This window comes from Mesorhizobium sp. WSM4837 (genome assembly GCF_055811435.1).
Genome location: NZ_JBVVQE010000027.1, coordinates 1 through 14,130, shown reverse-complemented (window position 1 = coordinate 14,130; position 14,130 = coordinate 1). Strand labels below are relative to the sequence as shown.

Annotated in this window: 9 protein-coding genes; 7 read left to right on the top strand and 2 right to left on the bottom strand. The window is 63.1% G+C overall.

The window, feature by feature from the left end:
- The first annotated feature begins 66 nt into the window (after nt 1–66).
- The 4 genes from AC0L3D_RS17435 to AC0L3D_RS17420 all read left to right on the top strand — a co-directional run bounded on the left by AC0L3D_RS17435 (nt 67) and on the right by AC0L3D_RS17420 (nt 6,417).
- Nucleotides 67–1,722: an ABC transporter substrate-binding protein gene (locus tag AC0L3D_RS17435; RefSeq protein ID WP_287173564.1), complete on the top strand. Its 1,656-nt coding sequence runs from the start codon at nt 67–69 to the stop codon at nt 1,720–1,722.
- A 223-nt stretch (nt 1,723–1,945) separates the two neighbouring features.
- On the top strand, nt 1,946–2,980 hold the full coding sequence (locus AC0L3D_RS17430) for an ABC transporter permease (RefSeq protein WP_287292385.1): 1,035 nt from the start codon (nt 1,946–1,948) through the stop codon (nt 2,978–2,980).
- Between the two features lie 12 nt (nt 2,981–2,992).
- The gene (locus tag AC0L3D_RS17425; protein WP_128174266.1) at nt 2,993–4,150 is read left to right on the top strand and encodes an ABC transporter permease; all 1,158 of its coding nucleotides are present in this window, start codon (nt 2,993–2,995) and stop codon (nt 4,148–4,150) included.
- A 50-nt stretch (nt 4,151–4,200) separates the two neighbouring features.
- Nucleotides 4,201–6,417 carry a dipeptide ABC transporter ATP-binding protein gene (locus AC0L3D_RS17420; RefSeq protein ID WP_473645184.1) on the top strand — a complete coding sequence of 739 codons (2,217 nt, stop codon included), beginning with the start codon at nt 4,201–4,203 and terminating at the stop codon, nt 6,415–6,417.
- 13 nt (nt 6,418–6,430) lie between these two features.
- Here AC0L3D_RS17420 and AC0L3D_RS17415 read toward each other — a convergent pair whose 3' ends face one another.
- Nucleotides 6,431–7,021, bottom strand: coding sequence for a transglycosylase SLT domain-containing protein (locus AC0L3D_RS17415; RefSeq protein ID WP_128174262.1), 591 nt, complete (start codon nt 7,019–7,021; stop codon nt 6,431–6,433).
- 218 nt (nt 7,022–7,239) lie between these two features.
- Between AC0L3D_RS17415 and AC0L3D_RS17410 the strand changes: the two genes are divergently transcribed.
- Together AC0L3D_RS17410 and AC0L3D_RS17405 are read left to right on the top strand one after the other, a co-directional pair.
- The gene (locus tag AC0L3D_RS17410) at nt 7,240–8,778 is read left to right on the top strand and encodes a trimethylamine methyltransferase family protein (protein ID WP_473645182.1); all 1,539 of its coding nucleotides are present in this window, start codon (nt 7,240–7,242) and stop codon (nt 8,776–8,778) included.
- A gap of 244 nt (nt 8,779–9,022) precedes the next feature.
- Nucleotides 9,023–11,464, top strand: a complete 2,442-nt coding sequence (locus AC0L3D_RS17405) for a GcvT family protein (RefSeq protein WP_473645180.1) — start codon at nt 9,023–9,025, stop codon at nt 11,462–11,464.
- Between the two features lie 261 nt (nt 11,465–11,725).
- On the opposite strand, the gene AC0L3D_RS17400 is transcribed toward AC0L3D_RS17405, so the two are convergent.
- Nucleotides 11,726–12,502: a VOC family protein gene (locus AC0L3D_RS17400; RefSeq protein WP_473645178.1), complete on the bottom strand. Its 777-nt coding sequence runs from the start codon at nt 12,500–12,502 to the stop codon at nt 11,726–11,728.
- A gap of 217 nt (nt 12,503–12,719) precedes the next feature.
- Between AC0L3D_RS17400 and AC0L3D_RS17395 the strand changes: the two genes are divergently transcribed.
- Entirely contained in the window at nt 12,720–14,048 is a 1,329-nt protein-coding gene (locus AC0L3D_RS17395; RefSeq protein ID WP_473645176.1) for an NAD(P)-dependent oxidoreductase, read from the top strand.
- The last annotated feature ends 82 nt before the right edge of the window (nt 14,049–14,130 follow it).

The following is a 14,130-nucleotide window of genomic DNA, read 5'->3' as shown; positions in this document are numbered from 1 at the left end:
CGTTTTTGACATCACGGCCCGGATGCGGAATGGTAAAAGGCAGAAAGCCAACAATGGGAGTTCTCGATGACAATCTACAAGAGTAATGGCGACCGCGTTCCGGATCACATCCATGCGATGGCCCAGGAAGCCAGGGCCGGACGTGTCGATCGCCGCGAGTTTCTCGCTTTGGCCAGCGTCTTCGGCGCGTCCACGGCGATGGCCTATGGCATGCTCGGCCTCGCCGACCCGACGCCGGCGAGAGCGCAGGACGCGCAGGGCAAGAAAGGCGGCATACTGAAGGTCGCTATGTGGATCAAGGATCCGAAGGATCCGCGCAAGGCCGACTGGTCGGAAATCGCCAATGCCGAGCGCCAGGCGCTCGAGCCGCTGGTCAAGTACACGAACGAATACACGTTCCGCCCCTACCTGCTCGAGAGCTGGGACGTCAACGACGACGCCACCGAATACACGCTGCATGTGCGCAAGGGCGTCACCTGGAACAACGGCGATCCGTTCACCGCCGACGATGTCATCTTCAACTTCAAGCGTTGGGCCGACAAGAAGGCCGAAGGCAATTCCATGCCCGGTCGTCTCGGCTCGCTGGTCAAGGACGACAAGCTGGATGAGAGCGCCGTCACCAAGGTCGACGAACACACGGTCAAGCTGACGCTCAGCTCGCCGGATATCGCGCTCATCCCCAACGTGTGCGACTATCCCGGTCTCGTCGTCCACAAGACCTTCGACGAAAAGGGCGGCGATTTCAAAGCCTGCCCGATCGGCACCGGCCCATTTGAACTGGTCTCCTACGATGTCGGCCAGAAGGTCGTCTACAAACGCCGCGAAGACAACAAGTGGTGGGACGGTGAGGTGTTTCTCGACGGCGTCGAGTTCATCGACTATGGCACCGATCCGGCGGCGATGGTCAGCGCTTTCGAAGCCGGCGAAGTCCATACCAATTTCGAGACGTCGGCCGACTATGTGTCGATCCTCGACGGTGTCGACCTGGTCAAGTCCGAGGTGGTCACCGCTTCGACGATCGTCTGCCGCACCAATGTGACCAACAAGCCGTATGACGATCAGAAGGTTCGCAACGCGCTGCAGCTTGCGGTCGACAACGCTGTCGTCCTGCAGCTCGGCTACGGCAATGCCGGCACAGTTGCCGAAAACCACCATGTCTCGCCGATCCATCCGGAATACTTCGAGCTGGCGAAGATTGCCCGCGATCCGGCCAAGGCTAAGGCGCTGATGGCTGAAGCCGGCCAGGCCGACTTCGAGCACGAGCTGATCACGGTCGACGAAGACTGGCACAAGAACACCGGCGATGCGATCGCCGCGCAGATGCGCGACGCCGGCATCAAGGTCAAGCGTACGGTGCTGCCGGGCTCGACCTTCTGGAACGACTGGACCAAATACCCGCTGTCGATGACCAACTGGAACATGCGGCCGCTCGGCGTCCAGGTTCTGGCGATCGGCTATCGCACCGGTGAAGCCTGGAACGAGACAGGCTGGGCGAATGCGGAGTGGGATGCCAAGCTCAACGCTGCGCTCGCCGTTGCCGACCCCGCCAAGCGCAAGGAAATGATGAAGGACATCGAGCAGATCCTGCAGGATGCCGGCATCATCATCCAGCCTTACTGGCGCAAGCTCTACAGCCATTCGGTCGCTTCCGTTAAGAACTACGCCATGCACCCGACCTTCGAGCGCGACTACGGCAAGGTCTGGCTCGACGAGGAGGCCTGATCGGATCGATCGTGGAAGGGGCGGTTCGCCCCTTCCACCCACGCCATGCATGATCCCACAACCGCAGGTCGGCGCAGAAAAAAGCGCAGACTCTTCGGAAAGGGGCGTGCAATAAGACAGGGTTGATCGCATTCTGAGGGTCCGTTTGACAGCCAGCTCTGCCGATTGCGGCCGAGCTGGCTCCGAGCCGGCCTCAACCCCAACCAGCCGGCAGGGGACCGCCATGCTTTCTTTCATCCTTCGACGCCTCGGCACCATGGCATTGACGATGCTGTGCCTGACGATGGTCGTGTTCTTCCTGATCAATCTCGATCCCAATCTGAAAAAGCTGGCGATCAGCCAGACCGAAATGCACACCTCGGCCGAGCAGCTCGAAAACTGGCTGGTCAACCATGGCTATCGCCAGAATTTCTTCTCCCGCTATGGCCAATGGCTGGGTATCGTGCCCAAACAGCCGGTCACAGATCCGGCGACGGGCAAACCCACGCGACGTTTTGCCTTCTGCAACGATCCTGTCGAGCCGACCTTCTCCGGCGTGCTGCAGGGTGACTTCGGCTGCTCGACCAAGTTCAAGACGACGGTGGCGTCAAAACTTTTCCCGGCGCTCAGCGCCACCGGAATCCTGATGTTCTGGGTGCTTGTGGTGATGGTGCCGATCTCGCTGCTGATCGGCATACTCGCCGGCATGCGCGAAGGCTCGCGAACCGACCGGACATTGTCGGTCGCCTCGATCGCCTCGACGGCGACGCCCGAATATGTGTCCGGCGTCATTTTCACCGTTATCTTCGCCTCATGGCTCGGCCTGCTGAACGGTTCGGCGGCTTCCGCCAGCCGGGGCATCACCTTCTACAACTTCACCTTGCCTGTGATGACGCTGGCGATCTATGGCATCGGCTATATCGCCCGCATGACCCGCGCCTCGATGGTCGAGGTGATGACGCAGCAATATATCCGCACCGCCCGGTTGAAGGGCCTCTCCTTCGGCAGCGTCGTGGTCAAGCACGCGCTGCGCAACGCGCTGATCGCGCCATTCACCGTCATCATGCTGCAATTTCCCTGGCTGCTCACCGGCGTCGTCATTGTCGAGGTGATGTTCCGCTACCAGGGGTTTGGCTACACGCTGGTCGAGGCGGCGGGCAACAACGATATCGATCTTTTGCTCGGCTGCTCCCTGGTCTCGGTGTTCATCGTCCTGATCACGCAGCTCATTTCCGATGTCGGCTACGCGTTTCTCAATCCGCGTATCAGAGTTCAATAGGGGATCGAGCGGATGCAGCTTGAATATATCGGCGCCTTCAATGTGGTGCTTGGCGTGCTTGCGCGTTTCTGGCCGGTCTGGATCGCTCTCGTCGTGGTGATGGGGGCGAGCTTCGCCTACAAGAAGAGGCTTGGCCTCTACGGTCAGCTCTTCGACAGCAGCGTCGGCATCGTCGGCGTCGGCATCTGCCTGTTCTGGCTGTTCACGGCGATCTTCGCGTCGACCGTCTCGCCGTTCAATCCGCTTGTCCAGATCCCGATCATGAAGGACGCGCTGCCGGGCGCGGTCGAGCCGCAATCGGGACTTGTCTACCTGTTCGGCGGCGACAAGCTTGCCCGCGACGTGTTCAGCCGCATGGTCTACGGCAGTCAGATCGTGCTGATCATCGCGCCGGCGGCGACCGGGTTTGCGCTGATGGTCGGCATCACGCTCGGTCTGCCGGCCGGCTATTATGGCGGCAGGATCGATACGGTGCTGTCATTCCTCGCCAATCTGGTGCTCGCCTTCCCGGTGATCCTGCTGTTCTACCTCCTGGTGACGCCGGGCATCATGGAGACACCGATCCCCTATGCGATGGCCGGCCTGTTCTTCATGTTCCCGATCATCTTCTTCAGCGTGCTGTTCTGGACGCGCTACAAGAAACGGCCCGACCGCCTTTACATCCTGCTGGGGCTGACGCTGATCATTGGCGGCTGGGTCTATGCCGGCCTGGTCTTCGATGCCGATCCGTTCAGGATCATCCATATCGATCCCAACCAGCTCAACATCTTCGTGGCGGTGGTGTTCGCCTCCAGCCCCGGCGTGTTCCGCATCGTGCGCGGCCTGGTCATGGACATCAAAACGCGCGACTATGTGGCGGCGGCGCAGACGCGCGGTGAATCGCCCTGGTACATCATGCTGTGGGAGATACTTCCCAATGCGCGCGGGCCGCTGATCGTCGATGCTTGCCTGCGTATCGGCTACACCACGATCCTGCTCGGCACGCTCGGCTATTTCGGCCTGGGGCTGGCGCCCGAGAGCCCGGACTGGGGCACCGCGATCAAGGATGCCAGCCGGCTGCTGCGCTCCTTCATCCATCCGGCGCTGCCGCCGACGATCGCGCTGATGTCGTTCGTGCTGGGCCTTAATCTGCTGGCCGACTCGCTGCGTGAGCAATCGATGAAAGATTGATGGACGGGTTCTCGACCCGATATGCTGAAAGAACAGGATTGGAGCGACCCATGAATGAGGCAGTTCGAAATCCCCCCAAGCCGACCAATGGGCCGATCATCGAGATCGAGAACCTGTCGATCTCCTTCTTCACCCGCAAGGGCGAGATACCGGCCGTCATGGACTTCTCCTGCACGGTCATGCCTGGCGAAGCGATGGGCATCGTCGGCGAATCCGGCTGCGGCAAGTCGACCGTGTCGCTCGGCATCATGCGCGACCTCTCCAACATCGGAAAGATCGTCGGCGGCCGGATAAAGTTCCAGGGCAAGGACATGGGCGAGCTGTCCGACGAGGAACTGCGCGCCATCCGCGGCAACAAGATCGCGATGATCTACCAGGAGCCGATGGCCAGCCTGAACCCGGCGATGAAGGTCGGCCAGCAACTGATGGAAGTGCCGCTGATCCACGACAAGGTGTCGAAGGAAGAGGCTTATCAACGCGCGCTGGAAATGGTGCGCTCGGTCAGGCTGCCCGATCCGGAGCGGATGATGCGCTCGTTTCCGCACCAGCTTTCCGGTGGCCAGCAACAGCGCATCGTCATCGCCATGGCGCTGCTGTCGAAGCCGGTGCTGCTGCTGCTCGACGAGCCGACGACGGCGCTCGACGTGACGGTCGAAGCCGGCATCGTCGACCTGGTCAAGGGACTTGGCGAGAAGTTCGGCACCTCGATGATCTTCGTGTCGCACAATCTCGGCCTGATCCTGGAAACCTGCGACCGCATCACGGTGATGTATTCGGGCGAAGCGGTGGAGACCGGCAAGATCAAGGATGTCTTCGACCGGATGCGCCATCCCTACACGCAAGGCCTGTTCCGCTCGATCCCGCTGCCTGGCGCCGACAAGAATTCGCGGCCTCTGATCTCAATCCCGGGGCAATTGCCGCTGCCGCACGAGCGGCCGAAGGGCTGCAATTTCGGCCCCCGCTGCCACCATTTCGTCGAGGGCGTCTGCAACGCCGCAGAAATCCCGATGATCGCGGTCGACGGCCATGAAGGCCATTTTTCGCGCTGCGTGCGCTTCAACGAGATCGACTGGGAAGCGCTGCCGCCCGGCGCCAAGAAGGTCAACGAGCGCGTCGAGCCCGGCGCGCCGGTGCTCAAGATCGAGGATCTCAAAAAGTACTACAAGGTCGGCGGCAGCGAGGTGTTCGGCTCGAGCGAGGGCCGCGTCGTCAAGGCCAATGAGACGATCTCCTTCATGGCGCGCGAATCCGAGACCGTCGCCATTGTCGGCGAGTCCGGCTGCGGAAAGTCGACGCTGGCCAAGGTGCTGCTCGGGCTGGAGACGGCAAGCTCCGGCAGCGTGACGCTCGGCAACCAGCAGATCCAGTCGATCGGGGTCGAGAACCGCAGCGTCGAGACGGTGTCGTCGATCCAGATGGTGTTCCAGAATCCGTTCGACACGCTCAACCCCAGCCACACGGTCGGCTCGCAGATCATCCGCACGCTGGAAAAGTTCAATGTCGGCAACACCGTTGCCGACCGCCGCAAGCGCATGCTGGAACTGCTCGACCTGGTGAAGCTGCCGCGGGCGTTCGAGACCCGCAAGCCGCGCCAGCTTTCAGGCGGCCAGAAGCAGCGCATCGGCGTGGCTCGGGCTTTTGCCGGCGATGCCAAGGTGGTGGTGGCCGACGAGCCAGTCTCGGCGCTCGACGTGTCGGTGCAGGCGGCGGTGACCGAACTGTTGATGGACATCCAGCGCAAGAACAAGACGACGATGCTGTTCATCAGCCACGACCTGTCGGTGGTGCGCTACATCGCCGACCGCGTCGTCGTCATGTATCTCGGCTATATCGTCGAGCAGGGCACGACCGACCAGATCTTTTCGCCGCCCTATCATCCCTATACCGAGGCGCTGCTGTCGGCGATCCCGATCGCCGATACCAGCGTGATCAAGAAGCACATCGTGCTGGAGGGCGACATCCCGTCGGCGATGAACCCGCCAACCGGCTGCCCGTTCCAGACCCGCTGCGGCTACAAGAAGCTGGTGCCGGACAATCTTTGCGAGACGCAGGTGCCGCCGGTCAAGCATCTCGGCGACGGTCATATGAGCCTGTGCTGGCTTGCCGACGACGTGCTGGCGAAAATGGAGCCGGTGATCAAGTTCGACAAGGAGCATGCCGCCAATGAAGGCGTGCCCGACGACGCGCCGCAAGGCATCGGTCCGGGCTTTGCCGGCGCTCCGCCGCAGCGTCCGCACGGCAAGAGGCCGAAGCTGACGGACGATTAGATCCGTGGCGCCATCAACGCGCGCATTGGCGTAGCTGCGCGGCGTAGTCCCGAGCCATCTGCTCGGTGGCCCGCGCATAGCGCTGCACGCCGGCATCGCCGCGGTTGCCGCGGCCATAGGCCGTCCAGCCGAGATAATAGGCCAGATAGAGATTGTAGGTGTCGTTGCGGGCGACGCCGAGCGTGTCTGATGTCTTGGAATGATACCAGCCGACGAAATCGACGGCATCGGCGAAGCTGGTGCGGCGCGCCGCCCAACTGCCGGTCTCGCTCTGATATTGCGCCCAGGTGCCGTCAAGCGCCTGCGAGAAGCCGGTGGCGCTGGAGGCACGTTTCCAGGGAATGAAGCCGAGCAGCTTCTTGCGCGGCGGCCTGGCGTTACTCTTGAAGCCGGATTCCTTGCGCACCGTCGCCATCAGCACGGGAACCGGCACGCCGTGCTTCCGTTCGGCGCGTTCGGCCGCCGCCTGCCAGTTGTCGAACCAGCCGTCATTCTGGTCGAAGACGGCGCAGACATTGTTGATATGGCTCGGCGGCGTCGCGCAGGCCGACAGCGCCAGCAGCACGGTAACGGCTACAATTTTGCTAAAACTCGACCTACCCATTGGAAGAGGATTAGGCTGGAATCATAAAGGGAATCTTGCAGCGTTCCTTAACGGCTGATCGGCCGCTTTGGCCGGGACACAGCGAGGATAGATATTCCGACGTTTTCCGTCGCTTTTGTCGGCACGAAAATCCCAAAATGCCGCCTTGGCTAAAATCGCGCCCGCAGGTGGCGGATTTCTGACAGCCCGATCGTCGTGCCGGCGCTTTGATGCGCCGCATGACCGAACCGAGACGCAAGCGCGGCGCCGAGCGAACCAGCAACAGGGGACCGGCCGCCATCCCGCAACTGCCGTTGCGCCGCGTGACAAATCCCTATCCGCCGATGGCGATGCTCTCGGCCGATCAGATCGAGGCGATCCACCAGGCGTCGATGCACATTCTGGAGAATTTCGGCATCGAGGTGATGAGCCCGCGGGCGCTTTCGCTGTTCGAGAAGGCCGGCGCCAAGGTCAATCATGCGTCGATGACTGTCCGCATCGACCGCGGCATGGTCGACGAGGCACTGAAGACGACGCGGTCCAGCTATACGCTGACGCCGCGCAACCCGGCCCACACAGTCCATCTCGGCGGCAACACGATCAATTTTACGCTCGTCGCCGGACCGGCGAACGTGCATGACATGGAACGCGGCCGGCGCGCCGGCAATTTGCGCGACTATTGCGACCTCACCCGGCTGGCGCAGCATTTCAACTGCATCCACATGCTCGGCAATCAGGTCTGCGCACCGGTGGAACTGCCGGCCAATTCACGCCACCTCGACACCTATTTCGCCAATCTGACGCTGACCGACAAGAGTTTTCACGTCTCGGCGATCGGCCGCGGCAGGGCGCTGGACGGCGTCGAAATGATGGCGATTTCGCGGGGCTTGAGCCTCGACCAAATGCGCGACGATCCCGGCGTCACCACCATCATCTCGGTCAACTCGCCGCGCCGCTTCGACGAAATGATGGCCGAAGGCCTGATGACCATGGCCGAGTTCGGTCAGTCGGTTGCGGTGACGCCGTTCACGCTGATGGGGGCGATGAGCCCGGTGACGCTTGCCGGCGCGCTGGCGCAACAGAACGCCGAGGCGCTGTTCGGCGTGGTCTTGACGCAGCTTGTCCGCCCCGGCGCCCCGGTCATGTATGGCGCCTTCACCTCCAATGTCGACATGAAGTCCGGTGCGCCGGCCTTTGGCACGCCGGAGAACACCAAGGCCAACATCGCCTCCGGGCAATTGGCGCGGCGCTATGGACTGCCCTACCGGACGACGCCGGGCTCGGCCTCCAACGCCGCCGACGCGCAAGGCGCCTATGAGACGCTGATGGCGCTGTGGGGCGCGGTGCTCGGCCACGGCAATCTCGTCTACCACGCAGCCGGCTGGCAGGAGGGCGGGCTGACCGCGTCGTTCGAAAAGTTCATCATCGACGTCGAGATGATCCAGCACATGATGGAGTTTTTGCGCCCGATCGAAGTCAACGAGGCGGAACTCGCCGTCGAGGCGCTGGGTGCCGTGCCGACCGGCGGCCATTTCTTCGGCGAGCCGCACACGCTGGAGCGCTATGCAACCGCCTTCTACCAGCCGATGCTCTCCAATTGGCAGAACTACGAGGCCTGGCAGGAGGCCGGCGGGCTAGACGCCACGGCGCGGGCGACGCGGCTGTGGAAGAAGGCGCTGGAGGATCATGTCGAACCGACTATTGATATTGCCGTGCGCGAGGCGCTGGAGGCGTATGTGGCCAGGCGCAAGGAAGCGATCGGGCAGGGCGAGCCGTGATGGTCGAAGGCTTGCGCTCGTGTACCCCCCTCTGTCCTGCCGGACATCTCCCCCTCAAGGGGGGAGATTGGCTGTCACGTTCTCCTTCGCCAATCACCACCGTTGAAAAGAGCGCGGCGGCGTTGAAACTGCCAATCTCCCCCCTTGAGGGGGAGATGGCCGGTAGGCCAGAGGGGGGTGGCTTGGCTCCTCCCGCACCGATTCATCCCACCCCTCCAACTCCCTGAAATAACGAGAAAAACCGATGAAATCGCATGCGAAGGTCGTGGTCATTGGCGGAGGCGTCGTCGGCTGTTCGGTGCTGTTCCATCTCGCCCGTCACGGCTGGACCGACATTGTGCTTCTGGAGCGCGACGAGCTGACTTCCGGCTCGACCTGGCACGCGGCCGGCGGCATGCACACGATCAATGGCGATCCCAACGTCGCCAAGCTGCAGAAATACACGATCTCGCTCTACAAGGAGATCGAGGAGCTGTCCGGCCAGGCGACCGGCGTGCATCTGACCGGTGGCGTGCTTTTGGCGGCGACCGAGGCGCGGCTCGACTGGCTGCGCGGCGTTGTCGCCAAGGGCCGCTATCTCGGCATCGACCTCGAGGAGATCTCGCCTGATGAGGCGGCCGAGTTGATGCCGCTGCTCGACCCGAAACAGTTCGTCGGCGCGGTGCGCAACAAGGAGGACGGTCATCTCGACCCGTCCGGCGTCACCCACGCCTATGCCAAGGCGGCCAGAAAACTTGGCGCCGAGGTCGAGCGCTTCACCAAGGTCGAGGATATCGTGCGCCGCGCCGACGGGTTGTGGCGGATCATCACCAACAAGGGCGAGGTGGTGGCCGAGCATGTCGTCAACGCCGGCGGCCTGTGGGCGCGCGAGGTCGGCCGCATGGTGGGCCTCGAACTGCCGGTGCTGGCCATGGAGCACATGTACCTGATCACCGAGAACATGCCGGAGGTCGCCGCCTGGAACCAGAAGACCGGCACGGAGATCATCCACGCGGTCGATTTCGACGGCGAGCTCTATCTGCGCCAGGAGCGCGGCGGCATGCTGATGGGCACCTATGAGAAGGCCAACAAGCCATGGTCCGAGCTCCAGACACCGTGGAATTTCGGCCACGAGCTGCTGGAGCCCGACATCGACCGCATCGCGCCGTCATTGGAAGTCGGGTTTCGGCATTTCCCGGCCTTCCAGAACACCGGAATCAAGCAGATCATCAACGGCCCCTTCACCTTCGCGCCCGACGGCAACCCGTTGGTCGGGCCGGTGCGCGGCCTGCCTGGCTTCTGGGTCGCCTGCGGCGTCATGGCCGGCTTTTCGCAGGGCGGCGGTGTTGGCCTGGCGCTGTCGAACTGGATGATCGAGGGCGATCCCGGCGCCGACATCTGGGCGATGGACGTCTCGCGCTACGGCGACTGGGCAACGATGGCCTACACCAACGCCAAGGTGCGCGAGAATTATTCGCGGCGTTTTTCCATCCGCTTCCCCAATGAGGAACTGCCTGCCGGGCGGCCGCTCAAGACCACGCCGATCTACGACCTCTTGTCGGCGAAGGGCGCGCAGTGGGGCGTGGCCTATGGGCTGGAAGTGTCGTTGTGGTATGCGCCCGAAGGCGTCAGGGACGAGTTCTCGTGGCGGCGCTCGAGCGATTTCGAGCATGTCGCAAAAGAGGTGAGGACGGTGCGGACAAGTGTCGGCCTGTCGGAAATCTCGTCCTTCGCCAAATACAGGGTGACGGGCGCGGGCGCGGCGGCCTGGCTCGACCGCCTGCTTGCCTGCAAGCTGCCAAAGCCCGGCCGCATGACGCTGGCGCCGATGCTGAAGCAAGACGGCAGGCTGATCGGCGACTTTTCGCTGGCCAATCTCGGCAGCGGCAATTCCAGCGGGGAGGGCTGGTTCCTCGCCGGTTCCGGCATTGCCGAGCAGTATCACATGCGCTGGTTCGAGGCGCATCTGCCGCAAGATGGCTCGGTCCATATCGAGGCGCTGGGGGCGAGACTGACGGGCCTGTCGATTGCCGGTCCGAGGGCGCGGGACGTGCTGGCAAAAGCCACGCGGGCGGATGTGTCGAATGCGGCGTTTCCGTTCATGGCGACGGCCAGGATGGATATCGGCATGGCGCCGTGCCTGGTCGGCCGCGTCAGCTACACCGGCGATCTCGGCTACGAGATCTGGGTGGCGCCGGAATATCAGCGTGCCGCGTACCAGACCCTGATGGCGGCCGGCGAAGACTTCGGCATCGGCCTGTTCGGCGCGCGCGCTCTCAACGCGCTGCGGCTGGAGAAGAATTACGGCTCGTGGGCGCGCGAATACCGGCCGATCTACGGACCGCTGGAGGCCGGGCTCGACCGTTTCGTCGCCTACGGGAAAGAAACCGATTTCATCGGCAAGCAGGCGGCACTCGCCGAGCGCCAGCAAGGCGGCAAGCTGCGACTGCGCGCCTTTGTCGTCGATGCGGCAGACGCCGACGTCATCGGCGACGAGCCGATCTGGTTCGACGGCGCGGTGCGCGGCTGGGTCACGTCAGGCGGCTACGCACATCATTCAAAGACGTCCGTGGCCCTGGGCTATGTGCCGAAGGAGATCGCCGACGAGGCCGATGGTTTCGAGATCGAGCTCTTGGGCAAACGCTACACCGCACGGGTGCAGCCGACGCCGCTGTTCGACGCGAATCTCGAGCGGATGCGAGGGTGATGGCGCCGCTAGGTGGAGGCTACCCAAAACGCGCGGGGTCGGCGGGACAGCGCCCCCCTCTGTCCTGCCGGACATCTCCCCCACAAGGGGGGAGATCGGCCGTCATCACTGAATTCGCCAATCACAAAGGTCGCAAGAAGAGTGCCGTCGCCGGAGCTGCCAATCTCCCCCCAAGTGGGGGAGATGTCCGGCAGGACAGAGGGGGCGAAGGATCGCCCACTTCGACAAGCCAAACGCCAAACGGCGTGATGTCCGGCCCAGCTACCGCACCGGCGCCGTCAGCGCGAAATGAGCACGCTGGGGGTCCGTGCACATCACGATCCAGCCGCCGCCGGGAACCTCCATCGGTCCCATCAGGATCGTGCCGCCATTATCGGTGACACGCTTGGCCGCCGCGTCGATTGCGGGGACATTGAAATAGAACTGCCAGACCGGCACCGGAACCTGCTCGGGCTTGTTCATCATGCCGCCGACAGGTTCGCCGCCGGCGGCAAACAGCTGGTAGGTGCCCATCGGCCCCATATCCATGGCGTCGCCCTTGGTCCAGCCGAATTGCCCGGCATAGAAATCGAACGCGGCGTGCCAGTCGGTCGTGTAGAGTTCATGCCAGCCGATATTGCCGGGAGTAGTAGCCGGCAACGGCGGCTGGTCAGGGCCAATCGGCTGCAGGAAGTTGAACACCGCGCCTTGCGGATCGGCGACGACGGCAAAGCGGCCGACGCCCGGAATGTCATCGGGTTCGCGGTGAACCGCACCGCCGGCCCCCTTCAGCGATTTCGTGGAGGCATCGACATCCCCGGTATGGATGTAACCGACCCAGGCTGGCGGCATGCCCGTCTTGCGCACTTCGTCCGGCTGCGTCATCAGCCCGGCAACGCCGCGCTGGCCGACATTCATCACGATATAGCGCGGCATGCCGGGCGCGCCGTCGAAGGGCTGCGCCTTCCAGCCCACCACATCGGTGTAGAACGCTTCGGCAGCGTCGAGATCGGTGGTCATCAGCTCGTACCAGAAGAAGGACATCGGGGAGTTTGGCATTGTCGTGCTCCTTGGGTTTCCAGTCATCGATCATGCGTGATCCATCTAGGACGATCTTCGCGACGGAATTCCGACAGCCAAGGCCAATATAGAAAACATGAGTATGGATATCATATTTTGTCGTGGCTTTTCAGCGGCTTGCGTCGAAAATTGACCAATTGATAAAAAAACAAAACGTGCTAGCCTTCCGCAAAACAACAAGGAATGGGGAAGCGGAATGGCGACTGGTCATTTCAAGCAGGGCATTGCCGGCGGGCGGCTTTCGCCCGAGCAATATGCCGATAATTTTTCCGACCTGCATCCGCCGCTCGATCATCACGAGGCGCTGGTCGAGTCCGATCGCTGCTATTTCTGCTACGATGCGCCATGCATGAACGCATGCCCGACCTCGATCGACATCCCGCTGTTCATCCGCCAGATCTCGACCGGCAATCCGATCGGCTCGGCCAGGACGATTTTCGACCAGAACATTTTGGGCGGCATGTGCGCCCGCGTCTGCCCGACCGAGACGCTGTGCGAAGAGGTCTGCGTGCGCGAAGTGGCGGAAGGCAAGCCGGTGCAGATCGGCCGCCTGCAGCGTTATGCCACCGATGTCGCGATGGCTGAGAACAAGCAGTTCTATGCGCGCGCCGCTCCGATCGGCAAGACGGTCGCCGTGGTCGGCGCCGGACCGGCCGGGCTTGCCGCCGCCCATCGGCTCGCCCGCCACGGTCACGACGTGACCATCCTCGAGGCCCGCCCGAAAGCCGGCGGTCTCAATGAATACGGCATCGCCGCTTACAAGAGCATCGACAATTTTGCCCAGGCCGAGGTCGACTATGTCATTTCGATCGGCGGCATCGATATCCAGAACGGCAAGGCGCTTGGCCGCGACTACCAGCTGTCGGACCTGACCAGGAATTACGATGCAGTGTTCCTCGGCATGGGGCTTGGCGGCGTCAACGCGCTGCGCGCCGACGGCGAGGACGCGCAAGGCGTCACCAATGCGGTGGAGTTCATTGCCGAGCTTCGCCAGGCCAGCGATCTTGCCAGCCTGCCGGTCGGCCGGCGCGTCGTCGTCATCGGCGGCGGCATGACGGCGATCGACGCGGCGGTGCAATCAAAACTGCTCGGCGCCGAAGAGGTGACGATCTGCTACCGGCGCGGTCAGGAGCACATGAACGCTTCCGAATTCGAGCAGGACCTGGCCGCCGCCAACGGCGTCATCATCCGTCACTGGTTGCAGCCGAAGCGGGTCATTGCCGAAGGCGGCAAGGTGTCGGGCATCGAACTCGAATATACGGCGATGGAAGGCGACAGGCTCGTCGGCACCGGCGAGCGGCTGACGCTCACCGCCGACCAGGTGTTCAAGGCGATCGGCCAGAGCTTTGTCCCGGCTGCGCTCAACGGCAGCGGCGCCTTGCTGGCGCTGGAAGCCGGCCGCATCAAGGTCGACGCCGAAGGCCGCACCTCGCTGCCAAACGTATGGGCCGGCGGCGACTGCATCTATGGCGGCGACGACCTCACAGTCTCGGCCGTCGCGCAAGGGCGCGCCGCGGGCCCATAGCTGACACGGGCACATCCCGCGAACGGGGGGGCCTTATCCAGGGCGATATAAGCAACAAATTAGTGGGGATCAAATCTACGGA

Bases quoted from the DNA above. Each gene is read 5' to 3' on its own strand.
- AC0L3D_RS17405 (WP_473645180.1), top strand. From the start codon at position 9,023: ATGAAATCGCATGCGAAGGTCGTGGTCATTGGCGGAGGCGTCGTCGGC.
- AC0L3D_RS17400 (WP_473645178.1), bottom strand. From the start codon at position 12,502: ATGCCAAACTCCCCGATGTCCTTCTTCTGGTACGAGCTGATGACCACC.
- AC0L3D_RS17395 (WP_473645176.1), top strand. From the start codon at position 12,720: ATGGCGACTGGTCATTTCAAGCAGGGCATTGCCGGCGGGCGGCTTTCG.
- AC0L3D_RS17420 (WP_473645184.1), top strand. From the start codon at position 4,201: ATGAATGAGGCAGTTCGAAATCCCCCCAAGCCGACCAATGGGCCGATC.
- AC0L3D_RS17415 (WP_128174262.1), bottom strand. From the start codon at position 7,021: ATGGGTAGGTCGAGTTTTAGCAAAATTGTAGCCGTTACCGTGCTGCTG.
- AC0L3D_RS17425 (WP_128174266.1), top strand. From the start codon at position 2,993: ATGCAGCTTGAATATATCGGCGCCTTCAATGTGGTGCTTGGCGTGCTT.
- AC0L3D_RS17430 (WP_287292385.1), top strand. From the start codon at position 1,946: ATGCTTTCTTTCATCCTTCGACGCCTCGGCACCATGGCATTGACGATG.
- AC0L3D_RS17435 (WP_287173564.1), top strand. From the start codon at position 67: ATGACAATCTACAAGAGTAATGGCGACCGCGTTCCGGATCACATCCAT.
- AC0L3D_RS17410 (WP_473645182.1), top strand. From the start codon at position 7,240: ATGACCGAACCGAGACGCAAGCGCGGCGCCGAGCGAACCAGCAACAGG.